Source organism: Jeongeupia sp. USM3 (genome assembly GCF_001808185.1).
Taxonomy (GTDB): domain Bacteria; phylum Pseudomonadota; class Gammaproteobacteria; order Burkholderiales; family Chitinibacteraceae; genus Jeongeupia.
Window position 1 is genome coordinate 2,632,262 of record NZ_CP017668.1, and the last position, 17,367, is coordinate 2,649,628.

17 protein-coding genes are annotated in these 17,367 nt (G+C 64.5%); 10 read left to right on the plus strand and 7 right to left on the minus strand.

The genetic code is table 11. The features are described 5' to 3' along the window. Position 1: 1 nt before the first annotated feature. Positions 2-1,804, minus strand: a complete 1,803-nt coding sequence (gene aceK, locus BJP62_RS12405; protein ID WP_070530015.1) for a bifunctional isocitrate dehydrogenase kinase/phosphatase — start codon at positions 1,802-1,804, stop codon at positions 2-4. Positions 1,805-2,140: 336 nt separating this feature from the next. Continuing rightward, entirely contained in the window at positions 2,141-2,350 is a 210-nt protein-coding gene (locus BJP62_RS12410; protein ID WP_070530016.1) for a hypothetical protein, read from the minus strand. 179 nt (positions 2,351-2,529) lie between these two features. On the opposite strand from BJP62_RS12410, the gene BJP62_RS12415 reads away from it, so the two are divergent. Beyond that, positions 2,530-3,768, plus strand: a complete 1,239-nt coding sequence (locus tag BJP62_RS12415; RefSeq protein ID WP_070532703.1) for a TIGR03862 family flavoprotein — start codon at positions 2,530-2,532, stop codon at positions 3,766-3,768. 117 nt (positions 3,769-3,885) lie between these two features. Next, positions 3,886-4,605, plus strand: a complete 720-nt coding sequence (locus BJP62_RS12420; protein WP_070530018.1) for an SDR family NAD(P)-dependent oxidoreductase — start codon at positions 3,886-3,888, stop codon at positions 4,603-4,605. 191 nt (positions 4,606-4,796) lie between these two features. Here BJP62_RS12420 and BJP62_RS12425 read toward each other — a convergent pair whose 3' ends face one another. Next, the gene (locus BJP62_RS12425) at positions 4,797-5,777 is read right to left on the minus strand and encodes an IS481 family transposase (RefSeq protein ID WP_070530020.1); all 981 of its coding nucleotides are present in this window, start codon (positions 5,775-5,777) and stop codon (positions 4,797-4,799) included. Between the two features lie 297 nt (positions 5,778-6,074). Between BJP62_RS12425 and BJP62_RS18110 the strand changes: the two genes are divergently transcribed. Further along, positions 6,075-7,610: an amidohydrolase family protein gene (locus BJP62_RS18110; protein ID WP_083300900.1), complete on the plus strand. Its 1,536-nt coding sequence runs from the start codon at positions 6,075-6,077 to the stop codon at positions 7,608-7,610. Between the two features lie 353 nt (positions 7,611-7,963). On the opposite strand, the gene BJP62_RS12430 is transcribed toward BJP62_RS18110, so the two are convergent. Together BJP62_RS12430 and BJP62_RS12435 are read right to left on the minus strand one after the other, a co-directional pair. Continuing rightward, on the minus strand, positions 7,964-8,302 hold the full coding sequence (locus BJP62_RS12430; RefSeq protein ID WP_070530022.1) for a hypothetical protein: 339 nt from the start codon (positions 8,300-8,302) through the stop codon (positions 7,964-7,966). Between the two features lie 105 nt (positions 8,303-8,407). After that, complete coding sequence (locus tag BJP62_RS12435) at positions 8,408-8,605, minus strand: SlyX family protein (protein ID WP_070530024.1); 198 nt, start codon at positions 8,603-8,605, stop codon at positions 8,408-8,410. A gap of 132 nt (positions 8,606-8,737) precedes the next feature. On the opposite strand from BJP62_RS12435, the gene BJP62_RS12440 reads away from it, so the two are divergent. From BJP62_RS12440 to BJP62_RS12460, 5 genes are all read left to right on the plus strand, one after another. Then, a complete protein-coding gene (locus BJP62_RS12440) occupies positions 8,738-9,988 on the plus strand; it encodes an Hsp70 family protein (RefSeq protein ID WP_070530026.1) in 1,251 nt (416 codons plus the stop codon). A gap of 273 nt (positions 9,989-10,261) precedes the next feature. Beyond that, on the plus strand, positions 10,262-10,861 hold the full coding sequence (locus BJP62_RS12445) for a histidine phosphatase family protein (RefSeq protein ID WP_070530028.1): 600 nt from the start codon (positions 10,262-10,264) through the stop codon (positions 10,859-10,861). Next, positions 10,858-11,718 carry an SAM-dependent methyltransferase gene (locus tag BJP62_RS12450; protein WP_070530030.1) on the plus strand — a complete coding sequence of 287 codons (861 nt, stop codon included), beginning with the start codon at positions 10,858-10,860 and terminating at the stop codon, positions 11,716-11,718. Before BJP62_RS12445 ends, BJP62_RS12450 begins: the two co-directional genes overlap by 4 nt. Positions 11,719-11,914: 196 nt before the next feature. Then, complete coding sequence (locus BJP62_RS12455; protein WP_205700899.1) at positions 11,915-13,000, plus strand: poly(3-hydroxybutyrate) depolymerase; 1,086 nt, start codon at positions 11,915-11,917, stop codon at positions 12,998-13,000. A gap of 16 nt (positions 13,001-13,016) precedes the next feature. Continuing rightward, on the plus strand, positions 13,017-13,526 hold the full coding sequence (locus BJP62_RS12460) for a hypothetical protein (protein ID WP_070530033.1): 510 nt from the start codon (positions 13,017-13,019) through the stop codon (positions 13,524-13,526). Between the two features lie 45 nt (positions 13,527-13,571). On the opposite strand, the gene BJP62_RS12465 is transcribed toward BJP62_RS12460, so the two are convergent. Continuing rightward, positions 13,572-14,504: a LysR family transcriptional regulator gene (locus BJP62_RS12465; protein ID WP_070530035.1), complete on the minus strand. Its 933-nt coding sequence runs from the start codon at positions 14,502-14,504 to the stop codon at positions 13,572-13,574. Between the two features lie 106 nt (positions 14,505-14,610). Here BJP62_RS12465 and BJP62_RS12470 point away from each other — a divergent pair, with 106 nt between their 5' ends. Continuing rightward, complete coding sequence (locus tag BJP62_RS12470) at positions 14,611-15,507, plus strand: DMT family transporter (protein ID WP_070530037.1); 897 nt, start codon at positions 14,611-14,613, stop codon at positions 15,505-15,507. A gap of 193 nt (positions 15,508-15,700) precedes the next feature. Here BJP62_RS12470 and BJP62_RS12475 read toward each other — a convergent pair whose 3' ends face one another. Continuing rightward, positions 15,701-16,300, minus strand: coding sequence for a short chain dehydrogenase (locus tag BJP62_RS12475; RefSeq protein ID WP_070530039.1), 600 nt, complete (start codon positions 16,298-16,300; stop codon positions 15,701-15,703). 96 nt (positions 16,301-16,396) lie between these two features. Between BJP62_RS12475 and BJP62_RS12480 the strand changes: the two genes are divergently transcribed. Continuing rightward, positions 16,397-17,350 (plus strand): LysR family transcriptional regulator, encoded by a 954-nt coding sequence (locus tag BJP62_RS12480; RefSeq protein ID WP_083300901.1) that lies wholly within the window; start codon positions 16,397-16,399, stop codon positions 17,348-17,350. Positions 17,351-17,367 lie beyond the last annotated feature (17 nt).

Below are 17,367 nucleotides of genomic sequence, written 5' to 3' on the forward strand. Positions count from 1 at the left end.
CTCAGGCTTTGCGGTAGCGCTGCGAGAACCGCAGCTCGTACGGGTAGGGGAAGAAGTCCTCGAGTATCCCCTGCTGGATGCGCGCCTTGGTCTGTTGCCAGAACGCCGGCTGCAGCAGGTCGGCGTGGTACTTGAGGAAGGCGTCGCGCACCGGTTTCTGGTTCAGGAGGAAGGTGCCGAACTCCTCGGGGTAGACCTCGCCCTTGTGGCCGGTGTACCAGGCCTCGCCGCTCATCTCGAACTCGGGCGACGGCGGCGGCGGTATCCGGCGGAAGTCGCAGTCGGTCATGTACTCGATTTCGTCGTAGTCGTAGAACACGACCCGGCCCATGCGGGTGACGCCGAAGTTCTTGAACAGCATGTCGCCGGGGAAGATGTTGGCAATCGCCAGTTCGCGCAGCGCGTTGCCGTAGTCGCGCACCTTGGCCTCGAGATCGGGGCCGCCGTGGCTGTCGAGCCAGACATTCAGCGGCGTCATCCGGCACTCGATGTACAGGTGGCGGATCACCACGGTGTCGCCGTCCTCCTCGATCATCGTCGGCGCCAGCGCCTTCAGCTCGTCGACCAGCACCGGGTCGAAGCGGTCGCGCGGCAGCGCGACGTCGGAGAACTCGAGCGAGTCGGCCATCCGACCGACCCGGTCGTGGCGCTTCACCATCAGGTACTTGGCGCGGACGATGTCGCGGTTCACTTCCTTTGGCGGCGGGATCACGTCGCGGATCACCTTGAACACGAAGGGGAAGGACGGCAGCGTGAACACGACCATCACCATGCCCTTGATCCCCGGGGCGATCTCGAAGCGGTCGCTGGTGTGGCGCAGGTGGTGGAAGAGCTCGCGGTAGAACATTGTCTTGCCCTGCTTGCCCAGCCCGACCATCGTGTACAGCTCGGCGCGGCTCTTGTCCGGAATCAGCTCGTGCAGGAAGGCGACATAGGCCGACGGGACTTCCATATCGACAAGGAAGTAGGCGCGCGACAGCGAGAACAGCGAGCGGATCTGGTCGTGCGCGAACAGCGCCGCATCGACGAACAGCCTGCCGTCGTGGGTCCGGCACAGCGGCAGCGCGAACGGCGTCTCGACGTCGTCGTGGATGAAGCGGCCGATCAGGTAGGCGGCCTTGTTGCGGAAGAACGGCGATGCGAGCACCTGGATCTGCGCGTTGTAGCCGAGTGCCGGCCAGCGGCCGAGGTGGCGGTACAGCGCGCGGACGATGCGGCGGATGTCGCGGTCGAGGTCGACGAAGGGCTGCGCCCAGCCGAAATCGGTGACGATGCTCGCCAGCGTCGCGAACAGGTCGGCGTGCTTCGGGTAGTAGGTCCGGTACGTCGGCGCCGCGGTGGTCTCGATGTACTCGGTCGATACCGCCGGACGGTAGAAGATGAAGTCGTTGTGGAAGTACGTCCGGTGCAGGATGCGGCAACTGACCGAGTTGAAGAAGGTCTCGGCCAGCTCGGGCTGCTTGTGGTTGACCAGAAGGCCGATGAAGTACGACTTGACGCTGGCCCAGACGTCGTCGGGCAGGCGTTCGGCGTCGAACTCGCGCTTCAGTTGCTCGGACGTTTCGACCACGCGGCTGTCGTAGAAGGCGATCCGGTCGCGCACCGCGTCGCGCAGCGCCCGGGCGTCGCCGGCCTCGAAACACGGTTGCGCCGAACGGCTGGCGGCGCGGAAGCGCGCGTAGTGGGCGTTGAAGCCGGCGAGGATCGCGCGGGCCAGCTCGGCGATCTGGCGGAAATCCGGGGCCGGATCGTCGGGCGTCGGCAGATCGACGGCCTGCAGGTGGGCGGCATTGCTGGCGGACATGGCGGCACACTCGTCGGGAGCACTCTTCACTTTACCGCCAGCGGCGCTGCGCTGCGGCACTTTGTGGCGGTGCAGCAGCCACTTTGCGACGATAGCGCCGGCGCTGCGGCTGCGTGATCAGGGCCAACCCTGTGGCGTGCGTTTCCGGCGGGCATGAAAAAGCCGGGGCGAACCCGGCTTTGCGGCCCGGCGATCTCGGGCGAATGACCACGCGGAACCTGCGTCAGTCGGCGGCCGCGCCGGTTCGTGCTCGCCCGAAGCGGCGGGGCCGGCATGGACAGTGGTCCGTGAGGATCCGGCCGGGGCCGGCAGGCGCAGCCGCCGGAGGGGGCGGGTTTACTCGACGATGGCGATCAGGCTGCTGAGGTTTTCCTCGGTCTTCACGCCCTTGGGCCAGCACACGCTGGCGCGGTCGCCGCTGATCTTCAGCACGCGGCCGTCGATGCGTTCGACACCGGCCAGATCGGCCATCCGGTTTACACGGCCGTTGACGACGATGTCGCTGTTCTTGCCGGCAAAGAAGGCGAAGAGGCTGGATACGATCATGATGACTGCTCCTTGTTTATGTAGTGTTACTACGTAATTTACGCTCGAATTTAGGAAATTTCAAATCAGATTAGAGTGTGAATATGTGCATGACATGTCTGGGGCGCCCGGGCGGGCCGCTTGACGCGGCAGGTAGAATGGAATGATCGAAAGGACTGATTGAAGTCATGGAGGGCGCGATGGCGTCTGCAGCGAACGTTGCCGTGATCGGCGGCGGCCCGGCCGGGCTGATGGCCGCCGAACAACTGGCAGCAAACGGCCACCGCGTCGCGGTGTACGACGCGATGCCGTCGCTCGGCCGCAAGTTCCTGCTTGCCGGCATCGGCGGCATGAACATCACCCATTCGGAACCGCTGCCGGCCTTGCTGGGCCGTTACTTCGAGCGCCGCGACGCGCTCGCGCCGCTGATCGGAGCCTTCGGCCCCGACGCACTGCGCGCATGGATTGCCGGTCTGGGCATCGACACCTTCGTCGGCTCGAGCGGCAAGGTGTTTCCGACCGAGATGAAGGCCGCGCCGTTGCTGCGCGCCTGGCTGGCACGTCTGCGCGCCGCCGGCGTCGTCTTCCACACCCGCCACCGCTGGACCGGCTGGAACGAGTCCGGCGCGCTGTGCTTCGACACGCCGCACGGCGCGATTCAGGTCGATGCCGATGCGACCGTACTGGCGCTCGGCGGCGGCAGCTGGGCGCGGCTGGGGTCGGATGGCGCGTGGGCGCCGTGGCTGCGCGATGCCGGGGCCGACGTGGCGCCGCTGCGGCCGAGCAACTGCGGCTTCGACGCCGGCTGGAGCGCAGTGCTGGCGGAGAAATTTGCCGGTGCGCCGATCAAGAACGTCTCGCTGACGTTCACCGATGCGAGCGGAAACACCGAAACGCGCCGCGGCGAATTCGTGCTGACGCAGACCGGGATCGAAGGCAACCTCGTCTACGCGTTCTCGGCGCGCATCCGCGATGCGATCGCCGATCACGGCGAAGCGCTCATCCATCTCGACCTGTTGCCCGAATTCACGATCGACAAGGTCATCGCCGAGGTCGCGCACCCGCGCGGCTCGCGCTCGATGGCCAGCCATCTGCAGAGCCGGCTGAACCTGAAGGGCGCCAAGGCATCGCTGCTGCGCGAATGCACCAGCAAGGACGACTTCGCCGACCCAGGCAGGCTGGCGGGCAAGATCAAGGCGCTGCCGGTCCGGCTGCTGGCGGCAAGGCCGCTCGACGAGGCGATCAGCAGCGCCGGCGGCGTGCGCTTCGAATCGCTCGACACGCGGCTGATGCTCACGGCGAAACCGGGCGTGTTCTGCGCCGGCGAAATGCTCGACTGGGAGGCGCCGACCGGCGGTTATCTGCTGACCGCGTGCTTCGCCACCGGCCGCGCCGCGGGCTTGGGCGCCGTCGACTGGCTGGCCGCGCAAAGCGGCTGACTGCCGGCTGCGTTGTACTCACTTGCCACCCGTACTGTTGCAACCAGCCCCTGCGGGACGCGGTCGTCCGCCTTGCCGGCACCGCAGCGCCGGGCAGTCGATTCTGGGAGATAAGGAATGAACAAACTCGCACTGATCACCGGCGGCTCGCACGGCCTTGGCGCCGCGCTGGTCGACCACTATCTGGCCGCCGGCTGGACCGTGCACGAGTTCTCCCGCTCCGGCCTGGGCGCTGCGCACGTGCAGGCCGACTTCGCCGATCCGGACGCGGCCGTCGCGACGCTAGCCGCGCGCTTTGCCGAATTCGCCAGCCGGCCGTGGGACGAGATCGTGCTGATCAACAATGCCGGGACGCTGACACCGCTGCTGCCGCTGGCGCAGCAGCACGACGCGCAGATCACCGCCAGCCTTAACGTCAACGTGATGACCGCGGTGCGGGTGATCGCAGCCTTCCTGCGGCGCTTTCAGGATGTGGCGGCGGTGAAGACCGTGGCGCAGATCTCGTCGGGCGCCGCGCTGCGCGGCTACGGCAGCTGGTCGCTGTACTGCGCCGGCAAGGCCGCGGTCGACCACCTGCTGCGCGCCGTCGCGGTCGAACAGGCCGGCGCTGTGCATCCGGTCACCTGCATCAGCATCGACCCGGACGTGATGGACACGCAGATGCAGACCGAAATCCGCGGCACGAGTGTCGACGACTTTCCTGACGTCGCTCGCTTCATCGCCCGCAAGCAGGACGGCAAGCTGCGTACGCCGGAATCGGTCGCGGCTTATGTGGCTGGGGTGATTGCCTGCGGGCCGGAAGGCGGGGCGAGGTATGACATCGAGGATGAAGGCTGAGCGTTTCGGCGTGTGAACGATGCACTAGCCTGAAGTCGAGATCAGGGTTGGAGGTCTTCCGCCTCCGTTCGCCGGAAACCCGCACAGATGAAAATGTACGCTCTTGAAGAATCTGCGCTGGGCGACGGGGGTTGGTGTGGAGCAGGTTCTACGTGCGTGGGACGTGATCGGCTTGTTCGATGAGTCGACCACTACATGTCGGGTTCCGCTTGTTTGTAGATTTTTTTCTTGAACAATTCCGGTCGCTCTGTTTGCCACATTTTCAGCGACTCGATCGGTGACCGGAAGCCCAGCGCTTTTTGCGGGATGTGATGGTTGTAGGCGTTCCGGTAATCGTCCAACGTCTGCGCCAATTCCGCTGCACTGGCAAAGCGGGTCTGCTTCACCAGCTCGCTGATCCGGCCGTTGAAACGCTCGACCATGCCATTCATTTGCGGCGTGCGCGGCGGGATCAGCCGATGCTCGATCCCCAAGGCTGCACAACGGCGATCAAACACGTGCCGTCCGCTCGGGGTCTTGGCTTTGCTGGTGAAGCGATCGGTGAATTGGCTGCCATTGTCGGTCAGCAGTTTCTCGATTTTCATCGGCGCCGCCTTGTACAGGCGCTGCAGGAAGTCGACGCTGCTGGCTTCGGACTGATCCGGGTAGATGTGCAGGAACACCCAGCGGGTGGCCCGGTCGATCGCGACGAACAGGTAGCTGCGCGAGGTTTCGTCGGGCATCTGCGGCAAGTACTTGATGTCCAAATGGAAGTAGCCCGGTGCGTAGTCCTTGAAGCCCTTGGAGGGCGCGGCGGGTTCTTCCGGCTGCAGTTGCGCCTGCAGTGTCTTGAGGTTGCCGACGCCTTCGCGCACCAGCAGCCGGTTGATGCCGGATCGGGTGGCGTTCGGGTTGATGAAACGCTGGGCCACCGCGGCCAGGTCATCGAGCGGCAGCAGCAAGGTGGTGCGCAGAATCAGCACCAGCGCTTCCTGCGTCTGGGACAAGGTAGTGTGCAGGGTATGCGGGCGGTGCGACCGATCGGTGAATTCGTCGCGCGTTTGCCATTTGCGGATGGTGTCCTTGCCGACGCTGTAGCGCAGCATCAGCTCGCGCTGCGAGAGGCTGGAGTGGCGGATTTCCTCGCGGGTGAGCGGTGTGGTGCGGGCATTGCTGTGCAGGCGGTGGCTCATGGCTGGCTCGCATTGACAGACTGAGTGATCAAGGTACGCAAAAGCGCGCGTGCCTGGAAGAGTGGCCAGCTGCGCTTTGGAAGCCAATCAGACGAAACCCAACAACTACATGGTGCCTCCGGTCTGGAGCGACAGTGCCGCTTATAAGCCGGTACATAAATATTCAGACACTTTTTCGAGAAACGAGTTAGAACTAACTATGCCTTTGCCTAATGCAATCGACCGCTTAGCTTAGGCGGCCGGTAGTGATGAAAAGCATCACGTCATTGCATCAAATATGAAAAAAGGAAGCATCCTATGGAATTTCCTCGCCGAATCGTGGATATGCACACCCACCTATTTAATGCGCGCTATATGCCTCTGGCTAGCATCATCACTGATGCGATGAATAAGAAAGAAAGCGCCCTTGCAAACCGCGTTGCGGAGTTTTTGGAAGCCATTACGGGATCGTCTTATAAGGAAAATGGACTGTTGTTTGAGGATGTGCATTTTTTGAACGAAGAAGCAAAAAGCGAATATCGCATCGATCAGATCTGGGAGATTGCTAAATATGAACTGCTTTCGGCATCAGGTTCAAGAAGTGCCGTCACAAAAGGAGCTAGTGCCTTAAGTGATATACAGTTCAGCGCGCCAACCTTCAATCTGCTGCGTAAAAGCAATATTTCGAGTGTCGTTGATAATCTCTCTGACATCGACTTCGTTGCCGAAAATTATGTAGAAGAGACACCGGCCTCAAAGGTGCCAATTTATGAAATGCAAAAATTTAGTCGCGACGGGACATTTGGTAATGTTCTTGATCGTGAAGAACAGGCAGTAAGAAAATCCTTGCGTGCAGTGATTGCCCTGATGGATTCAACGGCTTGGGGAGCACCAGAAAATTACTTGGAATTCTTCCTTACTATGCTCAAGTCGGAAGAGGATATGTTCGCCAAATTAATTGATGGATATGGACCTGGCTTGCCGTCGCTTCAGGTTGTCCATTTTATGATGGATATGCAAATGGCTTATCCTGATCATAAATCCCCCCGTTATCCATTTTTTCCGAATCAAGTCGAGAAAATGGAGCAGCTGCATCGTAACCATCCAACACAAATATTCGGTTTTTGTGCCTTCGATCCGCGACGGCCAGGAAGTTGGAAGACTCGCGCCGAAGACGCACTCGCAAGAGGATTCATTGGATTTAAATTTTATCCACCCCTGGGCTACAAACCTTCAGGTAACAAAGATAAGGTGCTACAGTCAGTTATTGACGAATTTTTTGATTTCTGCGTCGATGGTGATATCCCTGTGTTTGCACACTGCACGCCGAAGGGATTTCAAACTCGTTTGAAAGAGGGTGGTAACGCGCATCCGAAATATTGGAGGGCCGTTTTGGAAGACCGCAGGTGGAATAAATTAAGGCTATGCCTTGGACACGCTGGGGGAGCACGCATTGAAAATAATGGAATTAATTCGCCCGGCTGGATGTCAAATTCCGACGAGGAGTGGAGGTTGCAAGACAATTTTGCTCGGATTGTTACCGAGCTTTGCACCTCCTATCCAAATGTTTACTGCGAAGTTGCCAACATGTCACCCCTGCTAAATCCAGATAACGTGACGACTTTTGTCGCTAACTTAGAGCGAGCTAGGACTGCAGCTTTGAGTGAAGGGCGCCCGTTTGAATTAATGGACAAGTTGGCATATGGTACTGACTGGCATATGCCTGACATGGTTGATAACACCAGAAGGTATTTTGAAGTGCTTTTAAATATAATGAACAGAAATGAATATCGACATTATATCGACAAATTTTTTTGGCAGAACGCCTACAGTTTCATGAAAATTCCTGAATGATTCGGAGCTAGTGCAGCAGCGGCGGCAAAGCCCGGCTGGGGTTAGGAACCGAGGTCTGCGACGGCTATTTACCCAGCCTGCTGGTCAGTGAGCCGGGGGCATCCTGTACTATGGTGGCGATTCGGCGTGTTGGCGGCTTAAGCCAAGTCCCTCGTCGCCATCGAAGACTGACCTGTATGCAAGGACTGAATCAATGGTGCAATGAATCAGCGGTGAATTGCTGGCGTTGATAAAGTCCTCGTTGGCTCCGTGGACCAACATCATCCCGGCTGGGAGGAGTAGACCGATGGGCTACGTGCCGCGCCTGCCCTTGGTGCTTGTGATCGGGGCTGGCCCGATAGGTTGGGGTTGTTTCAGCGCTGCGGCACTCGCCACCCCGGATCCGGCTGGGCGTTGAGCTGCCGGTCGATCAGCCCGGTCCAGCCGAGGTAGAGCGAGTAGATTTCGGCGCGGTCGGCGAGTTTGCCGTGCAGGGCGACGCCGTGGCCTTCGGCCCAGGCGAGGGCTTCGAGTTCGTCGTCGGTCTCGAACAGCACGACGTAGCGGTCGCCGTGGAAGTCGAGCAGCGGCCGGTCGCCGCCGAACAGGTCGCTGCGCAGCTGTTTGAGTGTACTCAGCAGGTCGTCGCCGCGGACGTCGTGGCCTTCGAGGCTGGTCGAGCCGATCAGCGTGACGATGTGGTAGCGGGCCATGGGGGCTCCTGCGCGCAAAAGCCCAGTCTAGGCCGGTGCCGGCCGCGGCCCTTGTCGGCGGTCAAACCGGTGCGATGCCGGTGCCGCAGGCCGGGCAGACGGCGTTCAGTAGTGCGGCGGGATTTCGTCGAACAGGCTGCGCGGTGCACCCGGGCCGCTGCGCTGCTGTTCCTGCACCTGCCGCAGCGCCTGCGCCAGGAGTTCCAGATCCTGCTGCTGGCGGGCGACGACGCGGTTGAGTTCGTCGAGCAGTTCGTCCTGCAGCGCGAGGCGGATTTCGAGTTCGGTGAGGCGGTCTTCCATGGGGCGGTGTCCGGTTGATCGGCCGTCAGCATAGCGCGTTCTGCGCCGGGGATCGCTGCCGTTCGACCGGTCTGTTTGACGTCGGGGCCTGGCCGGCGTAACGTCGCGGGCCTTTTTTCGCGAGCCACTCCCATGAATCACTCCTGTGGCATCGACTTCGGTACGTCCAATTCCACCGCGGCGATTCATACCGACGCGGGCGCGCGGCTGCTGGCGCTCGAAGACGGCAAGGTCACGCTGCCGTCGGCGGTGTTCTTCAACCTTGAGGACGACACGCTGGCCTACGGCCGTGCGGCGCTGGCCGAGTATCTGGAAGGCTACGACGGGCGCTTGATGCGGGCGATGAAGAGCCTGCTCGGCTCGAGCCTGATCGACGCCGGCACCGAGGTCGGCGGCCGCACGCTGGCGTTCCGCGAGTTGATCGGCGGCTTCATCGGCGAGGTGAAAGCGCGGGCGCAGCGCGAGGCCGGCCGCGAGTTCGACGCCGTGGTGCTCGGCCGGCCGGTGCGTTTCGTCGACGACAACGACAAGGCCGATGCGCAGGCCGAGACGACGCTGGCGCAGATCGCCCGCGATCTCGGCTTCAGGGACGTCAGCTTCCAGTTCGAGCCGATTGCCGCCGCCCACGACTACGAGCAGCGCATCGAACGCGAGGAGCTGGTGCTGGTGGTCGACATCGGCGGCGGTACGTCGGACTTCTCGCTGATCCGGCTCTCGCCCGAGCGGCGCGGCAGGGACGACCGCAGTGCCGACCTGCTGGGCAGCGGCGGTGTGCACATCGGCGGCACCGATTTCGACAAGCGGCTGTCGCTGGCAACGGTGATGCCCGAACTGGGGCTGGGCAGCCTGCTCAAAAAAGGCGCGGCGTTTCCGAGCAGCGTGTTCTTCCATCTGGCGACGTGGCACACGATCAACTTCGCCTATACGCGCAAGATGCGCCAGACGTTGCACGCGCTGGGGCCGGACGTGAGCGACATGACGCGTTACGACCGGCTGTTCCACGTGATCAACCAGCAGTCGGCGCACCATCTGGCGATGCGGGTCGAGGACAGCAAGATCGCGCTGTCCGAGCTTGAGACGGTGCAGATGCAGCTGGAGGAGGTCGATGCGGCGCTGGTGCGCGAGGTGTCGCGGCAGACCTTCGCCGATGCGATTGCCGACGAGATCGAACGCGTCGGCGCCGCGGCGATGCAGACGCTGAGCCAGGCCGGTGTCGCGGTGGCCGATGTCGATACGCTGTTCTTTACCGGCGGTGCATCGGCGGTGCCGGCGTTGCGTGCGGCGATGGCGGGGCTGTTCCCGGCCGCGCGCGTGGTCGAAGGCGATGCGTATGGCAGCGTCGGCGCCGGGCTGGCAGTGGTGGCACAGCAGCGCTACGGCTGAGTGCCTGTCCCGTCGGGCGGCTGCGCGGCCTCGTCCGGTGCGCCGAACCCCGCAAGGGGTCGGCCTATCGGGCCATCCTCATGGACCCTGTGTCCATTCCGCTTTCTCCCAGGGGGGACTGCCGGTGGGCGTCCTCGCTTCGGGCGGCGCCAAACCGGCTCGTTCGTCCATCGGGGCAGGCCCTGAATCCCGATGCGCATGGCAGCAATGCCGCGCGGGCAGGCCGGGGCGGCGGTTATAATCGCCGGCTGGATTTGCCTACGAGATTTGCCCATGTCCCGCACGATCTACCTGCTCCGTCACGGCCAGACCGAATTCAACACGGTGCGCCGGCTGCAAGGCCGCTGCGATTCGCCGCTGACGGCGCTCGGCCGCGAGCAGGCGCAAGCGATGGGCGAGGCGCTGAAGGACGAGATCGGCAGCATCGACGGCTGGGCGATGCGGGTCAGTCCGCTGGCGCGGGCGCAGGCAAGTGCCGCACTCGTCGCTGCGGCGCTCGGGCTGCCGGCGGCGGCAATGACGACCGACGAGCGCATCATCGAAGTCGGCTTCGGTGACTGGGAGCAGCAGCTGCGCGAAGACCTGGTCACGCAACGGCCCGAACTCGAGACCGCGCCGGACTGGCATTTCCACTCGCCGAACGGCGAACAACTCGCCGATGTGCTTGCGCGCATCGACGCCTTCCTTGCCGATCCGGCGCTGCCGCAGCGGCTGATCGTCGTTTCGCACGGCCTGTTCGGCCGGCTGCTGCGTGCGCGCTATCTTGGCTTGAGCGGCGACGCGCTGTTCAGCGGCGAGATGCCGCAGGACGCGTTCTTCCGGCTGGCCGGGGGCGAGGTGACGCGGATCACCTGCGCCGGAGTGACGGCATGACGGCCGCCAAGGCCGGTGCCGCCGCGGCACAGGGTGGCGACAAGTACGAGATTCGCCCCGACCAGTCGGTCGAGCTGCTCAAGGAGCTGCACATCCTGACGCGCGACGGCAAGCTCAACCAGGACAGCCGCCGCAAGCTCAAGCAGGTCTACCACCTGTTCAACTTCATCGAACCCCTGCTCCGCGACGTGGTCGCCGATCATCCGAACGTGTCGCTGGTCGACCACGGCGCCGGCAAGTCGTACCTGGGCTTCATCCTCTACGACCTGTTCTTCAAGGCGAATGCGCCGGAAGGCACGATCTACGGCATCGAAACCCGCCAGGAACTGGTCGAGCGCTCGACCGAGCTGGCGGCGCGCTGCGGCTTTCCCGGCATGCGCTTCCTGAACCTGTCGGTGGCCGATTCGGTTGCCTCGGACGCGCTGCCCGGGCAGGTCGACATCGTCACCGCATTGCACGCGTGCAATACCGCAACCGACGATGCGATCCGCTTCGCGCTGGAGAAAAAGGCCAGCCACATCGTGCTGGTGCCCTGCTGCCAGGCCGAGGTTGCCGCGGTGCTGCGCAAGAACAAGCAGCAGGCGCTGAAGCGCCCGCTGGCCGAGATCTGGCGCCACCCGATCCACACGCGCGAGTTCGGCAGCCAGATCACCAATGTGCTGCGCTGCCTGCAGCTCGAGGCGCACGGCTACCACGTGACGGTGACCGAGCTGGTCGGCTGGGAGCATTCGATGAAGAACGAGCTGATCGTCGCCAGCTACAAGAACCTGCCGCGCCGCAAACCGGCAGAGCGGCTCGATGCGGTGCTGACCGAGCTGGGGCTGGAGGAGATGCGCGAGCGCTTCTACAGCGCCTGAGCGCCTCCGAACCCGACACGACCGGCCGCTGGCCGGTTTTTTTTCGTGCCTGCCGCCCGTCTGCAGGAGCATCATTTTTATGTTGCACTGCAAAAACAATGACGATGTGCTATCCAGTCTCTTACGTTGTTTGACATATTTTTCGGTCCGACGCTGTTCGGGCCGTTTTCTTTTGAACGTATCAGGAGGATGGGAAGTGCTTGCTACCGATTCCAAGGTCGTCCAGCTCGGACGTTACAACGTGCAGCAGGGCCAGAGCTCGGTGTCCGGGCTGTCGTCCGGCGCCTTCATGACCGTGCAGCTGCACCTGGCGCACTCGGCCAGCTTCGTCGGCGCCGGCATCATTGCCGGCGGGCCGTTCCGCTGCGCCGAGACCTTTCCCGGCGCCGCGCCGGTGGCCGAGGACGCGTTCATCCAGAACTCGCTCTACATCTGCCTGAACCCGCTGGTGCCGCAGACGGCGCCGAACGCCGAGCACCTGGCAAAGCTCGCCCGCCAGACCGCCGCCGCCGGCGAGATCGACCCGGTCGAGCATCTGGCCGACGACAAGGTCTACATCTTCACCGGCAGCAAGGACGAGGTGGTGTTTTCCGATACCGTCGCCCGTACCAAGCGCTTCTACGAGCTGCTCGGCGTCAGGCCCGAGCACATCGACTACGACGACACCGTACCGGCGGGGCATTCGATCATCACGCAGAACCCCGAGGATTCGCCGCTCGGCACCAACCAGCCGCCCTATATCAACCAGGGCGACTTCATCCAGTCGCACCGCGTCCTTGGCCACATCCACGGCAAGCTCAACCCGCCGTCCGAGCGCCCGAGCGGCAGGCTGGTGCGCTTCGATCAGCGCGAGTTCCTGAGCTTCCTCGGCGACGACGACCAGCAGGCCCGGCGCGACAGCATGAGCGACTACGGCTACGCCTACATTCCGAAAGCGGTCGAGGACGGTGAACCGGCGCGGGTGCATATCGCGCTGCACGGCTGCAAGCAGGGCTACAACTACGTCGAATACACCAATGGCCGCCGCAACACGCAGAACTCGCCGCCGTACGGCAACCGCTACGTGACGACGACCGGCTACAACGAGCTGGCCGACAGCAACAACTTCATCATCCTGTACCCGCAGGCCGAAGGCACCGACAACGGCTATACGCAGAATCCGGAAGGCTGCTGGGACTGGTGGGGCTACTCGAGCGCCAGCGCGCAGCGGCCGGACTACTACTCGCGCAACGCGATCCAGATCCGCGCGATCCATGACATGCTCAAGCGCCTCGGCGGCTGAGTCAGGAGAAAAGACGATGTCCTTCTACGAATCGATCACCGCAGCCATCCCGCCCGCGCTGCAGGGCCCGGCCACGCAGCGCCTGCACGGCCTCGGCCGGCTCTATGCGCAATCGGCCAATCGCCAATGGCACAACGGCCTTACCGCGGCGGCCACCCTGCCGGCGCTTGCCAACCCGGAAACCTGGTTCGAGGCCTGGGCGTTGCAGCAGGCGGTGTGGCAGCGTTTGCAGAAGCAGGGCGAGCAATGGTGGTCAGGCCTGACCGCGATCCACCACGAAAGCGGCGAACTGCGCCGGGCCAATACGATGAGCAAGTTCTTCGAGCAGGAATACAACCTGTACGCGCAGTTCGGCGAGCTCGTCGGCAACCAGTTCACCAGCCTGTTCGAGCTGATGGACAACATCCAGGTCGACTACGGCTACTGGCTGGCGCAGAAACAGGCCGGGGCAGCCGTGCCGGCCGGGGGCGAGCATGCGGCGGTTGCCAGCACGCGGCAGGCAAGGCGCGTGGCCAACGCGGCGTGACGCATCTGGCCTGCCCGACGCAAACCGGCCCGCGGGCCGGTTTTTTCATGCCGGCACGATGTGCCTGGCCAGGTAGTCGATCAGCACGCGGACCTTGGGTGCGAGATGGCGTTTCGGCGGATACAGCAGCCACGCGGTGCCGTGATAGGCCGGCGCGCGGAAGGCCCAGTCCGGCAGCACCTGCACCAGCCGGCCGTCGGCGAGCGCGGCGCGTGCGGTGAAGTGCGGCAGGCAGGCGATGCCGAGACCGGCCAGCGCGCCCTCGAGCCGGATCGCACTGTGGTTGGCGACGTAGCGGCCACGGACGGTGATGCTGGCGGCGTCCTTGTCACGGCGGAACTGCCAGCGCGCGTCGTCGGGTGTTTCGCCGAGATAAAGGCAGCTGTGGCCGGCGAGGTCGCGCGGATGCGACGGCAGGCCGTGCGCGGCCAGATACGCCGGTGCCGCTGCGAGCACGTGCTCGATGCGCAGCAGCGGGCGCGCCGCCAGCCCCGGCGGTGGCGTATCGGTGATGCGCAACATCAGGTCGACGTCGTCGTCGTACGGATCGACGTCGCGATCGCTGAGGATCAGCTGGACGTCGACCTCCGGGTAGCGGGCGAGGAAATCCGCCATCAGCGGGTGGACGACCTGCCGGCCCAGCGCCACCGGCATGCTGACGCGGACCAGCCCGCGCGGCGCATCCATGAATTCGTTCGAGACCGCCATCACCGCCCTGGCCGCGGCGACCATGTCCTGCGCCCGTACATGGACGGCCCGGCCCGGTTCGCTCAGCCGCAGCTTGCGCGTGGTGCGCTCGAGCAGCCGCGTGCCGAGCGCGGCCTCGAGCCGGGCAATCTGCCGGCTCACCGCCGACGGCGTGCTGCCGAGCTGGCGCGCCGCCGCCGAGAAGCTGCCGGCATCGACGACACGGACGAACACCGCCATGTCGTCGAGCAGGCCGAGGTAGTCGCCGGCTGCAGCACGCTCTCGCTTCATGTGTTTATTTGTTCCATTGAGGCACAAGTATTGTGCAATTCTTGATGATTATCGCGTCGGGATGCAAGGCATAAGCTGTCGCCATTGTCATCTGCCGGAACACCCCATGAACGCACTCATCCTCCGTCCCTGGCTGGCCGACGCCATGCTGCTGCTGGTCGCGCTGCTCTGGGGCACGAGCTACGGCGTGGCCAAGGGCGCGCTTGCCTGGTATCCGGTGCTCGGTTTTCTGGCGGTGCGTTTCGGCCTGACCTTCGTGCTGCTGCTGCCGTCGCTGCGGCAACTGGCGCGCCCGGCCGGGCGCGGCGCGCTGAACGCCGGCCTGCCGCTCGGTGCGGTGCTGCTGGCGATCTTCATCTGCGAGATGTTCGGCGTGGCGCTGACCAGCGCCGCCAACGCCGCGCTGCTGATCAGCCTGTGCGTGGTGTTCACGCCGTTTGCCGAGTGGGCGATGCTGAAGCGCCGCCCCGAGGCCAAGGCGGTCGTCGCGGCGCTGGTGTCGCTCGCCGGTGCGGCGATGCTCGCCGGCAATGCCAGCCTGCGCTTCAATCTCGGCGACGCGCTGATGCTGGCCGCCGCGGTGCTGCGGGCGGTCAACGTCTGCCTGATCAAGAAACTGACCGAAGACCGGCCGGTGGCGATGCTGACGCTGACCGCGGTCCAGGCCGGTGTCGTCTGCGCCGGCAGCGTTGCCGTCGCCTTGCTGGTGTCCGATGCCGGCCTGCCGGCCCTGCCCCGCGCGCCGGCGTTCTGGGCGGCGGCGCTGTATCTGGTGCTCGGCTGCACGATCTTCGCGTTCTTCGCGCAGAACTGGGCGATCCGCCGCGGCAGCCCGACGCGGGTATCGTTGCTGATGGGCAGCGAACCGGTCTTCGGCGCGCTGTTCGCAGCGGCCTGGCTGGGCGAGCGGCTGACACCGCTTGCGTGGTGCGGCGCGGCGCTGATCGTCGGTGCCAGCCTGTGGGCGACGCTGCCGCGGCGGGTCCTGCCCGCCATGACTTGATCAGCGAGGCTCGGAACCTGTCCCGGTCGGCGAGCGAGCCACGGCAGCTCGTTGCCGCCCGAAGCGAGGGCGCGCCACCGGAAGAAACCGGCATGGACATGCCGTCCATGAGGCGCCCCGAAGCCAGCCCGCTTGCGGGGTTCCGGCGCATCGGACGGCGGCGAAAGGCGCAGCCGCCGAATGGGGCAGGTTCTCAGTGCACCGCGTAAACCTGCCCGGTCTGCGCACCTTCGACGCTCTTGCTGTACGCCAGCGCAACGCGTGCGGCCGGTACCGCCTCGAAACCGCGGAAGTAGGGACCGTAGCCGGCCAGCGATTCGACCAGCACGTTCGGGCTGACGACGTTGATGCGCAGACCGCGCGGCAGCTCGATCGCCGCACCGCGGACGAAGCCCTCGATTGCCGAATTGACCATGCTGGCGCTGCTGCCGTAGACGATCGGGTCGTCGCTGAGGATGCCGCTGATCAGCGTAAAGCTGCCGCCGTCGTTCAGCACGTGCTGGCCGGCGAGCACCAGGTTGACCTGGCCCATCAGCTTGTCGTTCAGGCCGATCGCGTACTGCGCCGGCGTGAATTCGGCCAGCGGGCCGAAGTGCAGGTTGCCGGTCGCGGCGACGACGGCGTCGACCTTGCCGGTATCGCGGAACAGTTGCTCGACGCTGGCCAGGTCGGTGACGTCGACGCGGAAGTCGCCGCTGTTGCGGCCGGCGGTGAGAATGTCGTGGCGCGGGGCGAGTTCGGATACAACCGCGCGGCCGATGGTGCCGCTGGCACCGATGACGAGGACTTTCATGGCAGGACTCCTTGTTGATGGATTGTTGACGGAATCCATCATATCCAAGCCAGCATCGGCGATAATCCGGCTAAAACTCAATTCACTATTGCATCCATGAACGAAATCGACGCAGGCCATCCGGTCAACCAGCAGCTGCAATGGGCGATCACCTTCATTGCCGTGGTCGAGCACGGCAGCTTCACCCGTGCGGCCGCGGCGCTCGGCATCTCGACCGCGCTGGCGAGCCGGCAGCTGAGCCAGCTCGAAACGCTGCTGGGCACGCCGCTGCTGTTCCGCACCACGCGGCGGCTCAACCTGACCGAGGCCGGCCGGGTGTATCTCGAACACTGCCGCGACTGGCCGCAATGGGTCGGCGCCGCCGCGCTGGCGGTGCGCGAGCTGCGCGACGAGGTGGCCGGCACGGTAAGGATCACGGTGCCGACGAGTTTCGGCGGTGTGTTCATGGCACGGGCGCTGCTGGCGCTGCGGGCGCGCCACCCGCAACTCAGGGTCGAACTCGACCTGAGCCGCGATCCGCGCGACCTCGAGGCCGGCGGCTACGATCTGGCGATCCGCTCGAACATCGCCAGCCCGGACCGGCTGGTATCGCGGCCGCTGAGTCTGGTGCGCGACTGGCTGGTCGCCAGCCCTGCGCTGTTCGACGGCACGCAGCCCGCCTCGCCGGCCGAACTGGGCGACTGGCCTTGTCTCGCCAACCATTTCTTCCGTGACGCGACGCACTGGGTGTTCAGCCGTGGCCAAGTGCTGTACGCGATCGACATCGCACCGGTGCTGCAGGCCAACGACTACAACCTGCTGCGCAACCTCGTGCTCGCCGGCGGCGGCATCGCCCGGCTGCCCGGCTACCTCGTTGGCACCGATGTCGACAGCGGCCGCTTGCTCCGGCTGCTACCCGACTATCAATTGCCGGAGATGCCGTACTACCTGGTCTACCCGCAGCGCCTGCCGCAGCCGGCCAAGGTGAGGGTGCTGATCGACTTCCTGCTCGAGTGGTTCGCCCGGCCCGAGCAGGCGGCGCTGTTGGGGCGGCCCGTTTCGCGGCATTGAGTGGCCGGAGCAGCACG